14 protein-coding genes and 2 rRNA genes (1 of these 16 running past the window's edge) are annotated in these 15,214 nt (G+C 36.7%); 11 read left to right on the top strand and 5 right to left on the bottom strand.

Features of this window, described 5'->3' with window-relative positions; all coding sequences use genetic code 11:
* The first annotated feature begins 4 nt into the window (after window positions 1–4).
* A complete protein-coding gene (locus EsVE80_RS10270; RefSeq protein ID WP_173103626.1) occupies window positions 5–472 on the top strand; it encodes a universal stress protein in 468 nt (155 codons plus the stop codon).
* 89 nt (window positions 473–561) lie between these two features.
* Complete coding sequence (gene ytpR, locus EsVE80_RS10265; RefSeq protein ID WP_173103625.1) at window positions 562–1,170, top strand: YtpR family tRNA-binding protein; 609 nt, start codon at window positions 562–564, stop codon at window positions 1,168–1,170.
* Window positions 1,171–1,317: 147 nt separating this feature from the next.
* On the opposite strand, the gene EsVE80_RS10260 is transcribed toward ytpR, so the two are convergent.
* On the bottom strand, window positions 1,318–2,580 hold the full coding sequence (locus tag EsVE80_RS10260; protein WP_173103624.1) for a S1C family serine protease: 1,263 nt from the start codon (window positions 2,578–2,580) through the stop codon (window positions 1,318–1,320).
* Window positions 2,581–2,943: 363 nt separating this feature from the next.
* Between EsVE80_RS10260 and rlmH the strand changes: the two genes are divergently transcribed.
* The 5 genes from rlmH (at window position 2,944) to EsVE80_RS10235 (ending at window position 5,578) form a co-directional block, all read left to right on the top strand.
* Window positions 2,944–3,423 (top strand): 23S rRNA (pseudouridine(1915)-N(3))-methyltransferase RlmH, encoded by a 480-nt coding sequence (gene rlmH, locus EsVE80_RS10255; protein ID WP_173103623.1) that lies wholly within the window; start codon window positions 2,944–2,946, stop codon window positions 3,421–3,423.
* A gap of 103 nt (window positions 3,424–3,526) precedes the next feature.
* A complete protein-coding gene (locus EsVE80_RS10250; RefSeq protein WP_173103622.1) occupies window positions 3,527–4,039 on the top strand; it encodes a YehS family protein in 513 nt (170 codons plus the stop codon).
* A 293-nt stretch (window positions 4,040–4,332) separates the two neighbouring features.
* A complete protein-coding gene (locus tag EsVE80_RS10245) occupies window positions 4,333–4,752 on the top strand; it encodes a MarR family winged helix-turn-helix transcriptional regulator (RefSeq protein WP_173103621.1) in 420 nt (139 codons plus the stop codon).
* Between the two features lie 19 nt (window positions 4,753–4,771).
* Window positions 4,772–5,338: a hypothetical protein gene (locus tag EsVE80_RS10240; RefSeq protein WP_173103620.1), complete on the top strand. Its 567-nt coding sequence runs from the start codon at window positions 4,772–4,774 to the stop codon at window positions 5,336–5,338.
* A gap of 21 nt (window positions 5,339–5,359) precedes the next feature.
* Window positions 5,360–5,578 carry a hypothetical protein gene (locus EsVE80_RS10235; protein WP_173103619.1) on the top strand — a complete coding sequence of 73 codons (219 nt, stop codon included), beginning with the start codon at window positions 5,360–5,362 and terminating at the stop codon, window positions 5,576–5,578.
* 331 nt (window positions 5,579–5,909) lie between these two features.
* On the opposite strand, the gene EsVE80_RS10230 is transcribed toward EsVE80_RS10235, so the two are convergent.
* Window positions 5,910–7,415 (bottom strand): helix-turn-helix domain-containing protein, encoded by a 1,506-nt coding sequence (locus EsVE80_RS10230; protein WP_173103618.1) that lies wholly within the window; start codon window positions 7,413–7,415, stop codon window positions 5,910–5,912.
* Between the two features lie 129 nt (window positions 7,416–7,544).
* Here EsVE80_RS10230 and EsVE80_RS10225 point away from each other — a divergent pair, with 129 nt between their 5' ends.
* Window positions 7,545–8,840: an FAD-dependent oxidoreductase gene (locus EsVE80_RS10225; RefSeq protein ID WP_173103617.1), complete on the top strand. Its 1,296-nt coding sequence runs from the start codon at window positions 7,545–7,547 to the stop codon at window positions 8,838–8,840.
* A 116-nt stretch (window positions 8,841–8,956) separates the two neighbouring features.
* Here the strand turns inward: EsVE80_RS10225 and EsVE80_RS14035 are convergent, their stop codons facing one another.
* The 3 genes from EsVE80_RS14035 to EsVE80_RS10215 form a co-directional block, all read right to left on the bottom strand.
* Complete coding sequence (locus tag EsVE80_RS14035) at window positions 8,957–9,328, bottom strand: hypothetical protein (RefSeq protein ID WP_332107358.1); 372 nt, start codon at window positions 9,326–9,328, stop codon at window positions 8,957–8,959.
* Between the two features lie 20 nt (window positions 9,329–9,348).
* Window positions 9,349–9,576, bottom strand: coding sequence for a hypothetical protein (locus tag EsVE80_RS14030; RefSeq protein ID WP_332107353.1), 228 nt, complete (start codon window positions 9,574–9,576; stop codon window positions 9,349–9,351).
* A gap of 161 nt (window positions 9,577–9,737) precedes the next feature.
* On the bottom strand, window positions 9,738–10,712 hold the full coding sequence (locus EsVE80_RS10215) for a ring-cleaving dioxygenase (protein WP_173103616.1): 975 nt from the start codon (window positions 10,710–10,712) through the stop codon (window positions 9,738–9,740).
* 197 nt (window positions 10,713–10,909) lie between these two features.
* On the opposite strand from EsVE80_RS10215, the gene EsVE80_RS10210 reads away from it, so the two are divergent.
* The 3 genes from EsVE80_RS10210 to EsVE80_RS10200 form a co-directional block, all read left to right on the top strand.
* Window positions 10,910–11,551, top strand: a complete 642-nt coding sequence (locus EsVE80_RS10210; protein ID WP_173103615.1) for an HAD hydrolase-like protein — start codon at window positions 10,910–10,912, stop codon at window positions 11,549–11,551.
* Between the two features lie 639 nt (window positions 11,552–12,190).
* Window positions 12,191–13,749, top strand: a 16S ribosomal RNA gene (locus tag EsVE80_RS10205).
* A gap of 229 nt (window positions 13,750–13,978) precedes the next feature.
* Window positions 13,979–15,214: ribosomal RNA gene (locus EsVE80_RS10200) — 23S ribosomal RNA — on the top strand; it runs 1,679 nt beyond the window's last position.
* The 16S and 23S rRNA genes sit together here, the layout of an rRNA operon.

Below are 15,214 nucleotides of genomic sequence, written 5' to 3'. Positions count from 1 at the left end.
TACTATGAGTGAACAGGCATATCAAAACATTTTAGTCGGTATTGACGGTTCAGAACAGGCAACTCAGGCTTTTCAAAAAGCTGTGGAAGTTGCACGGCGCAATGATGGTAAAGTTTACGTTGCCAATGTCATTCAACAAAATGTTCCAGTTTTAATGGGGTATAGTTCGTTGAATCAAAATATTGTCGATCAAGAAGCCAATACGGCCAAATTACTAATTGAAGAGTGTAAAAAATATGGTAAGTCTGTTGACTTTACCAATATTGAAGGCATTATCGCGTATGGCTCAGCCAAAAGTGCAATGGCGCAGCAACTACCGGAAAAATACGCTATTGATTTAGTGATGGTTGGCCAATCAGGCTTAAATGCTGTCGAACGATTTATGACTGGAAGTGTAGCAAGTTTTGTTATCCGAGAAGCTCCCTGTGATGTTTTAGTTGTAACTTATGAAGAAAAAAACGAAAAAGCATGACGACATCCTTCTTTTTTGGTAAGATAGCTAGCGGTAGTTAAGACAATTACGCTACAAATTTTGAAAGAGTTTTTTGAGGAGGAAACGTTGTGATTTTTGCATACAACAAAGCCCACGTTGGCGACACTTTAATAGTAATGATGGCTGACGATAAGGGATTAGAACAAACTGTTGAACGAAAATTCAATATTGCGCAAATTAAAAATAGCGCAGGTACAATTGTCGGTTGGAATTTTTTTCACGTTTCTGAATTTCTATCATTAACTGGCAGTGGCGCCATTTCACTAACAGACGAGCAAATTGATCTATTAAATGAAAAGTTAGCAATTTCTGGATTTAGTGAGAAGCTACCTTATGATCATGCGCCACATTTTGTGGTTGGGTTTGTCAAAAGCTGTGTGCCACATCCTGATAGCGATCATCTATCAATTACACAAACGGAAGTTGATAATGGAGAAGTGCTGCAGATTGTCTGCGGTGCTGCCAATATTCGTGAAGGATTGAAAGTAGTAGTTGCAAAACCTGGGACGATGATGCCTGATGGAATGCTAATTTGGCCGGGTGTGTTACGGGGTGTAGAAAGCTATGGTATGATTTGTTCAGCTAAAGAATTAGAATTGCCTAATGCACCACAGAAAAAAGGCATTTTAGAATTAAGTCAAGATGCTGTTGTGGGTAGTGAATTTAAGTTAGCCTAAATAAAGAACTTTTCGCAGAATGTAGTACGCCTAAAAAGTTAGATTAAAAATCTAACAATAAGGACGATACAAATACTGTGAAAGGTTCTTTTTGTTTTAGACAAAAACACCTGCAATCAGATGACTGCAGGTGAATTCCTGTTTAAATTAATTATTTTGCTTTAAAGCAGACTGATCAATAGTTAATGAAACTTTAGTTGTGTGTTCTTTACTACCACGGTAGTAAGTAATTTCAATGGAATCGCCAACTTTTTTCTTGTATAAAGCAGATTGCAAATCAGAACTGGAATCAACTTCTTTTCCATCAAGTTTTGTAATAACATCATATTGTTTTAAACCAGCTTGCTCTGCTGGCGTAGCATTTTGAACAGAAGTGATAACCACGCCGTTTTTTACAGTATTTGGTACTTTCAAAATTTGTTCTTGTTGTTGTGACGTTACCGCAGATAAGTCAACCATAGTAATACCAAGTGCTGGACGAATAACTTTACCATTTTTCTCAAGCTGATTAATAATGGAGACTACATCGTTACTTGGAATGGCAAAGCCCATGCCTTCAACACTAATATCAGAGCTTGAAGAATTTGTTGAAGCAATTTTACTTGAGTTAATTCCAATCACTTGACCAGCGATATTTACTAATGGGCCACCAGAGTTACCCGGATTAATCGCAGCATCTGTTTGAATCGCACTGATATTGACGCCGGTTTGAGAATCAGCTACTTGGCGATTTAATGAAGAAATAATCCCAGAGGTTACAGAGTTTGCATATTGTGAACCGAGTGGGGAGCCGATAGCAATCGCAGGTTCGCCAACTTTTAATTCTGAAGAATCGCCGAACGTAGCTGTTTTATCAACTTTATCACTGCTGATTTTTAAAACAGCCAAATCGGTATAACTGTCTGTTCCAACTAACTCAGCTTTGATTTTTTCACCATTCTTTAAAACGACTTCCAAACCATCTTGTCCTTCAACAACGTGATTATTGGTTACAACATAAGCGGTTTTACCGTCTTTTTTATAAATGACACCACTACCTTCACCGACAGCTTGTAAGCCACCTGATTCGCTATCACTTTCAGATTCTGCTTCAGATTGTCCTTGACCAAATAAATCGCCAAAAGGATTACTTGATGAGGCTTGTTGTTTTTGTAAGTTAATGACAGAAACAACTGCATCTTGGACTTTATCCACCGCTGAGGTAATATCTGTATCTGCATTGACTTTGACATTTGAGACTTTGGTATCTCCACTTGCAGTGGTTGTTTGTTCAGTTGCGTTATTATTTGGTTGCAAGTCTGCTCCTGTAGCTAATAAGTAGCCGCCTCCGACTAAGACAGCCCCTAAGACACCACCTAATAATCCGACTAAAAAACGGCTAAATGTGCCTCCTGATTTTTTTCTTTGCATGTTTTTTCCCCCTTAATGTGGAATTCTTATAAGTATAGTATATGATTTATTGCTGAGTTTAGTCTAATTATAGACTTTGAAAAAAATATGAAGAAGTTGGTATGAAATATTTCACAAATAACGAAATTTTATCTTGTTCCTTTAAAAATAGTCGATACAAGCATAAAAAAGAACTGGGGATTAGTTATCCACAGACTTGTGAACAATGTGGATAAAAGGATAGAAACGTATGTTTGGGTGGGGTTAATAGGGACAAGCAGGCTTTTTTGCGTGACAAATATTTATCAAAAAGAAACAGGACTGTGTAAAACTTTGTGGTAAACTAAAACAGACTTATTAACACTTGGGGAAAAGAGGAAAAACATGCAAATCAAAATCATTGCAGTCGGTAAATTAAAAGAAAAATATTTAGTTCAAGGGATAAAAGAATATGTAAAACGTCTCGGTGGCTATACAAAAATTGAGTTACTCGAAGTACCTGATGAAAAAGCACCAGAAAATTTAAGTGACGCACAAATGGTGCAGGTAAAGGAAAAAGAAGGCGAACGCATCTTGGCTAAAATTAGAGAACAAGATTATGTTTTTGCATTGGCAATTGAAGGAGAAAACCCAACTAGTGAAGCTTTTGCTAAACAAATTTCACAATTAATGCTCCGAGGAAAAAGTAGTTTTGTTTTTGTAATTGGTGGCTCTCTGGGTTTAAGTCCAGAGGTTATAAAACGTAGTAATACGCAAATTTCCTTTGGCAAAATGACCTATCCCCATCAATTAATGCGTTTGATTTTAGTGGAGCAAATATATCGCGCTTTTCGGATAAATAATGGGGAACCGTATCACAAATAATGACAATCTAAGATATTTATAAAACAATCTAGGGAAGTTAAATCCTAACTAATAAAAAACAGAAATCTATTCCATATATAATATAAGAAAACTGGAGGAAGAAATGAATAATAACGATCGATTATTACGATTGCGATACGCAATTGATCTTAAAGATACGGATTTAATAAAAGCTTTTGAACTTGGTGGTGTTTCGGTAACTAAAGAAGAAGCTCGAGCAATGCTGACAAAAACTCAAGGTAAACACGAAGACAGTGCAGAAAAAAATATTTACGAAAAAGCCATTAATAATCAGATTTTTGATTCATTTTTAAATGGCTTAATTATCTTAGCAAGAGGACCACAAAAAGATAAACCCGCTATAGAAGGGACGTCACAAAAGAGTAAGGAAATTAAAAATATCAATAATGTGTTGTTGAAAAAGTTAAAAATTGCACTTTCCATGACTACAGAAGATATCTTAGCTATTTTTGCCGAGGTTGAGCTTTATCCATCAAAGGGGGAGATTGGCGCTTTTTTACGAAAAGAAGGACAACGAAATTTTAAACCTTGTGGAGATAAATATATGCGTAATTTTCTTAAAGGGTTGGGTATTTATAATAGAAGGAAAGTATAAGAGCCCTGTTTGTAGTATTATTTTGGAATAATAAATTGAAAGCTCCCAATTTACTTTTAAGCCAGCCTTGGAATGAATATATTTGCTGTTTATTATAATAATCTACTAAAGATAACTAATCAAATCAGAATTAATCGGTACAAGCCATCTGATTTCAGGTCTTGAACAGAAGCTTACATAATAATATGTAAGCTTTAATTTATTAAATGGATCTTTATAGTTGACGTTATTCAGTTAATGTTTTATTATTTGCTTGCGCAAACAAATAATAAATATAAGAAGGAGATGTATTTTTGGATCACGATTGCAATGAAATTGATATTTTAAAAAAATTACCAACTGTTAGTCGGCAATATATCCAACTAATTGATCGTTATTTGATGTCTTATGAATTAAATTCTAGTCTGTATTATTACATCTTAAAACTATATGATTTTGGTGATTTACCACAAGAAAAGCTTGTCCAACTAACGGGAGTAAACGCCAGTAATGTCACACGGGCATTACAAAAATTGATGGATAGTAATTACGTTATACGCAAGGAAAATCCTAGTGATCGCCGCGGATATCTCCTTTCCTTAACACCAAAGGGAAGAGAAATGTACCATATTATCTTGAATAATTTGAAATTAGTGAATGAAATGTTTTTACAACCCTTAACACCAGAGGAACAAAATGTATTTATTACGGCTATTCATAAATTAAATTCTTAATCTAAAGGAGGGTTTAAGGATGAAGCACGAAAAATTATTAAAAGGGATGGTTACGATACCGGATTCTTACCAATTAGTAGAGGAGAAAAACGTCTATCGAAATAATAAAGCTGTAACTGTTTGGCGTTTTCAAGAAGATGGCATCTTCAGCTTAAATGGTCCTCGTATTATCATAGTTTTTTCGAACACTACTATTTTAAGTATTAAAAATTTAACCACTATTCCTACTGGTAAGCTTCCATCTTCCCAATTAGCTCAAGAAGTTGCCCAAAAAACTTTTTTAAAGAGTGATTCTAGTTACGCAAGGAGATTATCCTTTATCCGAATTGAACGCCAACAGCGGCAAATTACTTTGGAAAATAAGACAGCTCAGTTTCCTGTTCTTTGGATTAAGTATGCACATGCTAATGGAAGTTACAATTGGGTTACATTGGGAGCAGATAATCAAATAATTGAGATGGAAATTGACTCGCGTTGGGATTATTCTCACGGACGCCGAAAGACAGAAATGTGGGATAACGATGATTGGGTATTGGCCAGAGAAAAAAACGGGCCCCAGTTGATGCCACCCAATGCATTGGCCTAAGTTAAAGAGGAGCATATCAATATGAATGAATTGCAGTATGAGTCCAATATTGAACTTTTAGGGAAATTAAGAGATAAATTACAACACTTAGAAGAAAGCGAGTATATGACGGCTTATTATAAAGGTTACAGCATAAATGGTGCAACACTAGAGGAAGTAAAAGAGGAAATAGAGCAATTGTACGAAGAAATAAATGAATTACAAACCCAGCTAGATGATTTTGGAAATAATTACAGTTGAATGGTAATAAGGAATAAAGCTACATAACAAAAAATTCCAAGGAATTAAATTCCTTGGAATCAGACCGTAGACAAATACCGCTTCGAGTAGTGATAAAGGCTACTTGAAGCGGTATTTTTTAAACAAAAACTATTATTGCTCAAATACAGGGAAGAAGTGTGTTATTAAAAGTATCGCAAGATATTTCCATATTGGAAAATGTTCTTGTAGATTTAAAAAATAATTTCCTTGACGCATGAGCAATATTTGATTAAAGAAAAATAGCGTGTTCTTCTCAGTTGGGTCATAACGATTAACTCGCGTAATTAAGGAAAAAATTTTTTTTGCTGCATCAAGAATCATAAATATTTTGCGTAAATCGATTGGAAATGATATTTTGTATTATTTTTTCAATTTCTTTTAGATCATATTGATTGCAACAATCAGAAAAGACATAGTAATAGCTTTCCTGTTCTTCAAAAGAAGTAAGATAGACATTTGAAAGTAAAATGTCACTAGGAGTATCTTCATCATAAACGCTTAATTCAAGTTCATATTTATTTCCCAGTGTATTTTTTATAAGTTGAATGGTCAATGCTGCTAGATAAGAATTAATACTGTGATGAACAGAAATCAAAATGTGTTGATTTGATAAATCTTGGGCGATATTCAAAATTGAAGAGTAATTGATTTCAGATAAGATATTCCGATAACGTTGAATAGGATCATCTGGAAAAAATTGTTTTTGGCAGAAATCCATGAATTTCTGGATTTCTTCAGAGTTAATAGGATTTCTTAAACTTTCAACAGTTAAGTAAATTCCCCACGCATCGAAGTTTAAAACAAAGCCATCAAAATAGTATAATTGTGAATGATATTGATATAAATAATGTGACAGAATCAAATTACGTTTTGGAAAAACTTTATTTTCAATATAGCCGATTTGTTGCAAATAATACAAAATTTGTTGATTTTGATAGTCAAGGTACGTTTGTTCTTCTCGTTGTTGTTTTGCAAGACGAAAAGCAAAAGGAGAATAAGGCGAAAAGTTACGTAAGCTACAAAAAAAGTCATAAAACATTAATCCCTCGTGGAGAGTATAAGGTCTATCGTAACTTTTCATATATTGAAACAATATTGTGTTTATTTCATCGAAAAGCGGACGATCTTTTTTCTCAAAGTCACTTGAAAAGGTATAATTGCGTGTTTGATTTAGACGAGTAAAAGAGATTTTCATCCATAATTTTATTTGTAATACTTCCATTGGGTCAAAAGAGATTGTTAGTTTTTCTCTAAGTTCTTGAATAAGCGGACTATAAAGTTGATTGACTTCTTTACTAAATTCACTTTTATTTTCTTTTAAAAACCAATAATAAGAAAAGTAAAAATAGCGAATTTGATTTTCGTCGCCTTCTAATTTTCCTCGTTTAATACTTAAGCGAAATTCTTGTAGCAGTTCATTTAATTCACCTACTCGGCGATAGTAAGTAGCAGAACTAATGTTAAAATGGTTTTGGAAGATAGGCGCATTGATCGTGCCATTGGTGAAAAGCCATTTTATTATTTGAAATTTTATAGATTGTTCTAAAAATCTCAGGTAGCAGAGTTTTAGTGGAAAATCATGTTTTTTTATCAGAATAAGATTTTGACGTTCTTCTTTTAGTGCAATTTGATTGGAAAAACCATTGTTTTTAATAAATTCCTTTAATAAGGTAAAATATTCTGTTAATGTATTTGGTGTAATGACCAAACTCACACAAAGTTCCTCTTTTGGACAATTTCCACCATTGTTGTATAGATAAACTAAGATATCGTTCATTAAATCATATGGCTTTTCCAATAGCTCTCTTTTTAACAAAATAACACTCCTTTTACTTAATCCTGAGTAGATATATTATTTTTAAAGGATATTGTTTGATTAAATATAACTATATATCGTTAAAAAAAACAAGAAAAATGAAGTGGAATGAAAAAATGGAGATAATAGATGAAAAAAACATTAATTATCGGTGCTTCTCATAGTGGACAAATGGCAGCTAGGGAATTGCGGAGACTAGATCCTAGTCGTAAGATTATTTTAATTGAAAAAGAAAAGACAACTCCCTTTATAGCTAGCGGTATAAATTTAGTACTATCCGGTCACATATGTGATTTGAAAGAAGCGATAACAGCACCTGCAGATTTAGAAAAAATAGGCATCAAAACTTTTTTCGGTTACAAAGTAACCAAAATTATGTGGGAATATAAAAAAGTCTATTTTACAAACGGTAAAAATTTTTATGAAGAAACGTATGATGAGTTAATTTTGGCAACAGGGGCAAAACAATATCTTCCAAAAAAATATGAAGGTATGTCTAAAGTTTATAGTTATAAATCATTCTCAGAATCAGAAAGTACCTTAGCCGCCATAGAAAAATCAAATTGCATTGCGATTTCTGGAGTTGGATATGTCGGGTTGGAGTTAGCTGAATCTTTACTAAATGTAGGTAAAAAAGTAGTTTTAATTGGTTCTGGCCAACACTTGGTTCACGAATATTATAACGAAAAAATAAGCGATTTTCTAAAGAATAAATTCAAAGAAAAGGGGGCATCCCTTTATTTAGAAAACCAAATCATTAAAATAGAAGAAGGAAATAAAGGATTGTCCCTCCAATTGCTACAGGAAAATATTGATTGTGACATATTAATTATTGCAAAAAATTCTCGTCCAAATAGTAGCTTATATTGGGATAGACTAATACTTTTACCTGATAAAACTATTAAAGTAAATCAATATTTACAGACAAATTATCCAGATGTCTATGCTATCGGGGATTTAATTGCTTTACCGGATTTGATAACTAAAAAAAGAGTCCGCTTGTCTTTAGTAATGGACGCGTTGCAAACAGGTCGAATTGCGGCGCTGAATATTGCACAGAAAAAACTAGCAGTGCCTGAGCATTTGGATATATCAACTACGAAATTTTTTGATTATTATTTAGGCTCAGTGGGGTTAACTGCGCGAAAAGCTGAACAGAATAATTTGATCTATGAACAAATTACAGTGGGAGATTTGACTACTACAAAAGCGACTGTGTATATCGATTCGCAACAACGCTTGATTGGTGCGCAATTGATTGGTAAGCAGCCGATTCAATCTTTTTTAGATTTAATAGCTGTCCTTATCCGAAGTAATTGGACAATGGAGGATATTTATTGCAATAGTAGTGCCTTTTTCCCCACTTATACTTCTTTTACTCCGTTACTAAATGAAGCAGCAGGAATTTATTTAAATGAAAAATAAAAGTAAAAATAGAAAAAAGTTCAGATCTATTGTAAAAAAGGCAATAGATCTGAACTTCTTTGTTAAGAGAAATATAGCGAAATTGAAATCTATATCCTGAATACAGCTCTGTCTTTTTAATTTGGGCGGACTAAGCTTAAAACTTCACCGAATAACGCATAATTGTTACCGGCTAATCGGGCTACTGGACGTAATTTTTCGCTTAAAATGTATTCTTTCTCTAAATCAAAAACAGTTTCATTAAAATAATAATCCAAGACTTTTAAAATGAATAAATCAGAAACTACAGTATCCTCGTCATTTTTTAAAGGAATTTCTTGTTGTAAAGTGACTTCTAAACGAATGAGAGGATCCACAAGACCTGGGGGTGTAACGCTACGGCTTTTGACAGTTGGGATATCAATTAAAGAAAGTTCACTTTCATCTGGTTTCAAATTTGCTGCTGTTTCGTTCATCAGAGGTAAAATAGTTTCATCAACTACATGAATAACGCCTTCTTTTGTCTGACTTAAATTTCTGGCAGTGTCTTTTTTTGCCCATTCTTGCGCGTAGTTGCAATTAAGACATAGGGCAAGTCACTGGATACTACAGTAAAAAAGCTAAATGGAGCAAGATTTACAATCCCACCTTCTTTACTTGTTGTTGTAATCCAAGCAATGGGCCTGGGGGCAACGGCTCCCGTTAAAAATTTGTAATTTTGTTTTGGCGCCAATGTCTCAGCAGAAAAATGAATCATAAATTAGCCTCCTTTAAGAATGTGAGCAAATAAAATAATACCCGAACATTTATGGCATTATCTGAGTGTCTAGAGTTAATCATAACAATTTATAGACAATAGCCCAATGATAATACTGTTGTTCGGGTAATTATGAATTAGTTAATCAATTAAAAGCAAACTTACGCCCGCTTTGTATTCGCGTCACTGGTATCAAATGGACGCACATAATCTTCAATTTCTTGTCGTTTTGGTTCTAAGAAAGGTGGCAAAGATAAAATTTCGCCAGCTGTTTCGTAAGTTTCATCTTCCAAGAAACCTGGTCCATCTGTTGCGAGTTCAAATAAAACATTTGGAGCCGCCATAAAATATTCAGATGCGAAGTAAAAACGTTCTGTGAAACCAGAATTTGGAAATTCCAATTCGTTAATCCGATCAATCCACCACTCTAATGCTTCTTTGTCAGCAACACGCAAAGCCAAGTGATGAACATTTCCGAAACCTTCTGACGCACGTGGAATATCGTCGCGATGTTCTACGATGATACTAGCCCCATTACCACCTTCACCAATTTCGAATAAATGAAAGTTGCCATCATTTGCTGTTTCTTTAAAACCTAAAACATTTGTTAAAACTAAATTCATATGTTCTAAATTTTCAATTGTAACAAAAGCTGGTCCTAAGCCAATAATTGCATGTTCACTTGGAACATTACTATTTTTCCAAGGGGTACCACCAGCAACACCGTGATTATTTTGGTCAGAAATTAATTGATAACGTTGATTGTCAAAATCTTCAAATTCCATGTATTTTTTACCAAAGCGTTCTTTGATTTCGCTATGTTCGATTTTGTATTCATCAAAGCGGGATGCCCAATAAGTCAAAGCGGCATCATTTTTCACACGAAACGAGGTGCGAGAAATTGTATTTGTCCCTTTTGTACCTTTAGGGATACCTGGAAAATCAAAAAATGTCATATCTGTTCCCGCAGAACCTAAGTCATCAGTGAAATATAAATGATATGTTTCAATGTCATCTTGGTTAACTGTCTTTTTAATGAGACGCAATCCTAAGATGTCAGTAAAAAAGCGGTAAATTTTTTCAGCGCTTGAAGTCATAGCAGTAACGTGATGAAGCCCTCTAATTTGTGTATCCATTTTTATTCCTCCAAATTGAACAATATTTATCTTACTAAAAGTAAGTATAACGATTAATCTGCTTTACAGCAATTAATATGCTTATTAACTTAGTTTTACCAAAAGAATTAGGCGTTAAAACTTATTTACCATAATTTGCTGCTTTGAAGTAAACTACTTATATAGTTATAGTAATAAAAAAGAAAGGATGTGTTGTTATGGAACAAAATCATCTGTTTTTTGATTTGGATGGTACCATTATTAATTCACAAAAAGGAATATTTTCTTCTATTCGTTATGCCCTACAAAAAATGGAATTGACAGATATAGCGGATGAAGAACTAAATTCATTTATTGGCCCACCTTTGTTAACCTCTTTTAAAAAAATAGGGATGGATGAAAAACAAGCAAATAGAGCTGTTGCGTTTTATCGCGAACATTACCGTCAAAGTGGAATGTTTGAAATAACACCTTATACTGGAATTAAAGAGAGTTTATTAACATTAGCAAAAGAAAAAAAGATTTATTTAGCTACTTCAAAACCAGAAGTTTTTGCTAAAGCAATTTTAGACTTTTTGGATTACACACAATATTTTACTGGGATATATGGTGCTGATTTGGATAATAAGCGTAGCGAAAAAGCAGAAGTTTTAGCTTATGGAATTGAAAAATCAGAATTAAATGATAAAGCAGACGCCGTGATGATTGGTGATCGAGAAAATGATGTTGTAGGTGGAAAAATAAATGATATTTTACCAGTAGGTGTCTTATATGGTTTTGGTAAAAAAGCAGAACTAGAGAAAGCCGGATGCAAAATTTTTGTTGCATCACCAAGAGATTTAATTGATCTTTTTAATTGATTATTGGAAGAACTAGGTTTTAAAGCCTAGTTCTCCTATAATTTTTATAGAAAAAAAGATTCAACTAAAAAAAGGTAAAAAATTTTTTTCCGAATTTACTGAAAGATAAGATCGTTACTTTTATGTAAGTATGGGTTCTTTTCTTTTTATTAACCAAGGTTAATTTTTTGTATTCGGTGTAAAACCGAATATTAAAGTAAAGTGGAGAATAATCTCAAATTATTCTTACTATTTTTGTGTTGACCTAGTCTTTTTTTAGTGGTAAATTAATCAACGTTGACGAAACAGTCATGCAATTGAAAACAACTTGAAACATTTTTGAAAAAATTGTTGACAGTTGCCAAAACGACTGTTAAACTAACGAAGTTGCTTAGTAAACAGCACATTTCTGAAATATCGTTTCAAAAAGTTTTTAAAACTTTTTGAAAAAACAGTTGACAAGAATTAAGTCAACTGATAAGATATAAGAGTTGCTGAAACATTTTTAAAAGCAACGAAGTAGACCTTTGAAAACTGAACAAAGCAAGCAAACGAACCAATGTGTAGGGCGCTTCTTTTAGAGAAGCAAACAACATGCAAGCAATAGCTAGCAGAATCAATTTTATTTGAGCTTAACAGTCATTTGACTGTTCAAACACTTTTTATGAGAGTTTGATCCTGGCTCAGGACGAACGCTGGCGGCGTGCCTAATACATGCAAGTCGAACGCTTCTTTTTCCACCGGAGCTTGCTCCACCGGAAAAAGAGGAGTGGCGAACGGGTGAGTAACACGTGGGTAACCTGCCCTCAAGCGGGGGATAACACTTGGAAACAGGTGCTAATACCGCATAAAAATCATAAACACATGTTTGTGATTTGAAAGGCGCTTTTGCGTCACTTGAGGATGGACCCGCGGTGCATTAGCTAGTTGGTGAGGTAACGGCTCACCAAGGCCACGATGCATAGCCGACCTGAGAGGGTGATCGGCCACACTGGGACTGAGACACGGCCCAGACTCCTACGGGAGGCAGCAGTAGGGAATCTTCGGCAATGGACGAAAGTCTGACCGAGCAACGCCGCGTGAGTGAAGAAGGTTTTCGGATCGTAAAACTCTGTTGTTAGAGAAGAACAAGGATGAGAGTAAAATGTTCATCCCTTGACGGTATCTAACCAGAAAGCCACGGCTAACTACGTGCCAGCAGCCGCGGTAATACGTAGGTGGCAAGCGTTGTCCGGATTTATTGGGCGTAAAGCGAGCGCAGGCGGTTTCTTAAGTCTGATGTGAAAGCCCCCGGCTCAACCGGGGAGGGTCATTGGAAACTGGGAGACTTGAGTGCAGAAGAGGAGAGTGGAATTCCATGTGTAGCGGTGAAATGCGTAGATATATGGAGGAACACCAGTGGCGAAGGCGGCTCTCTGGTCTGTAACTGACGCTGAGGCTCGAAAGCGTGGGGAGCAAACAGGATTAGATACCCTGGTAGTCCACGCCGTAAACGATGAGTGCTAAGTGTTGGAGGGTTTCCGCCCTTCAGTGCTGCAGCAAACGCATTAAGCACTCCGCCTGGGGAGTACGACCGCAAGGTTGAAACTCAAAGGAATTGACGGGGGCCCGCACAAGCGGTGGAGCATGTGGTTTAATTCGAAGCAACGCGAAGAACCTTACCAGGTCTTGACATCCTTTGACCACTCTAGAGATAGAGCTTTCCCTTCGGGGGCAAAGTGACAGGTGGTGCATGGTTGTCGTCAGCTCGTGTCGTGAGATGTTGGGTTAAGTCCCGCAACGAGCGCAACCCTTATTGTTAGTTGCCATCATTTAGTTGGGCACTCTAGCGAGACTGCCGGTGACAAACCGGAGGAAGGTGGGGATGACGTCAAATCATCATGCCCCTTATGACCTGGGCTACACACGTGCTACAATGGGAAGTACAACGAGTTGCGAAGTCGCGAGGCTAAGCTAATCTCTTAAAGCTTCTCTCAGTTCGGATTGTAGGCTGCAACTCGCCTACATGAAGCCGGAATCGCTAGTAATCGCGGATCAGCACGCCGCGGTGAATACGTTCCCGGGCCTTGTACACACCGCCCGTCACACCACGAGAGTTTGTAACACCCGAAGTCGGTGAGGTAACCTTTTGGAGCCAGCCGCCTAAGGTGGGATAGATGATTGGGGTGAAGTCGTAACAAGGTAGCCGTATCGGAAGGTGCGGCTGGATCACCTCCTTTCTAAGGAATATTACGGAAACTACACAGTTTGTCACTTGTCTTTGTTCAGTTTTGAGAGGTTTACTCTCAAAATATTTGTTCATTGAAAACTGGATACTTGAAGAAAAAATCAAAACAAACCGAGAACACCGCGTTGAATGAGTTTTTTAATAAGTTCAATTGCTTATTTTCTTGAGTAAGCTTCTATCGCTAGAAGAACTGCTCAAAACCAGACCGTAAGGTCTTATAAGGTTAAGTGAATAAGGGCGCACGGTGGATGCCTTGGCACTAGGAGCCGATGAAGGACGGGACTAACACCGATATGCTTTGGGGAGCTGTAAGTAAGCTATGATCCAGAGATTTCCGAATGGGGGAACCCAGCATCTTTTATAGGATGTTACGTATACGTGAATACATAGCGTATACGAGGTAGACGCAGAGAACTGAAACATCTAAGTACCTGCAGGAAGAGAAAGAAAAATCGATTCCCCAAGTAGCGGCGAGCGAAAAGGGAACAGCCCAAACCAAGATGCTTGCATCTTGGGGTTGTAGGACTCCGATATGGTAGTTCTTTCAGATAGTCGAATGACTTGGAAAAGTCAGTCAAAGAGGGTAAAAACCCCGTAGACGAAATTTGGAAGGCACCTAGGAGGATCCTGAGTACGGCGGAACACGAGGAATTCCGTCGGAATCCGGGAGGACCATCTCCCAAGGCTAAATACTCCCTAGTGACCGATAGTGAACCAGTACCGTGAGGGAAAGGTGAAAAGCACCCCGGAAGGGGAGTGAAATAGATCCTGAAACCGTGTGCCTACAACAAGTTAGAGCCCGTTAATGGGTGATAGCGTGCCTTTTGTAGAATGAACCGGCGAGTTACGATTGCATGCGAGGTTAAGTTGAAGAGACGGAGCCGCAGCGAAAGCGAGTCTGAATAGGGCGAATGAGTATGTAGTCGTAGACCCGAAACCATGTGATCTACCCATGTCCAGGTTGAAGGTGCGGTAAAACGCACTGGAGGACCGAACCCACGTACGTTGAAAAGTGCGGGGATGAGGTGTGGGTAGCGGAGAAATTCCAAACGAACTTGGAGATAGCTGGTTCTCTCCGAAATAGCTTTAGGGCTAGCGTCGAAGTGAAGAATGATGGAGGTAGAGCACTGTTTGGACTAGGGGCCCATCTCGGGTTACCGAATTCAGATAAACTCCGAATGCCATTCATTTATATTCGGCAGTCAGACTGTGAGTGATAAGATCCATAGTCGAAAGGGAAACAGCCCAGACCACCAGCTAAGGTCCCAAAATGTATGTTAAGTGGAAAAGGATGTGGGGTTGCACAGACAACTAGGATGTTGGCTCAGAAGCAGCCACCATTTAAAGAGTGCGTAATAGCTCACTAGTCGAGTGACCCTGCGCCGAAAATGTACCGGGGCTAAACATACTACCGAAGCTGTGGAGTACACCGTAAGGTGTATTGGTAGGAGAGCGTT

It is taken from the genome of Enterococcus saigonensis, assembly GCF_011397115.1.
In the GTDB taxonomy this organism is placed as follows: Bacteria; Bacillota; Bacilli; order Lactobacillales; family Enterococcaceae; genus Enterococcus_C; species Enterococcus_C saigonensis.
This window is presented reverse-complemented; position numbering and strand designations above follow the sequence as displayed.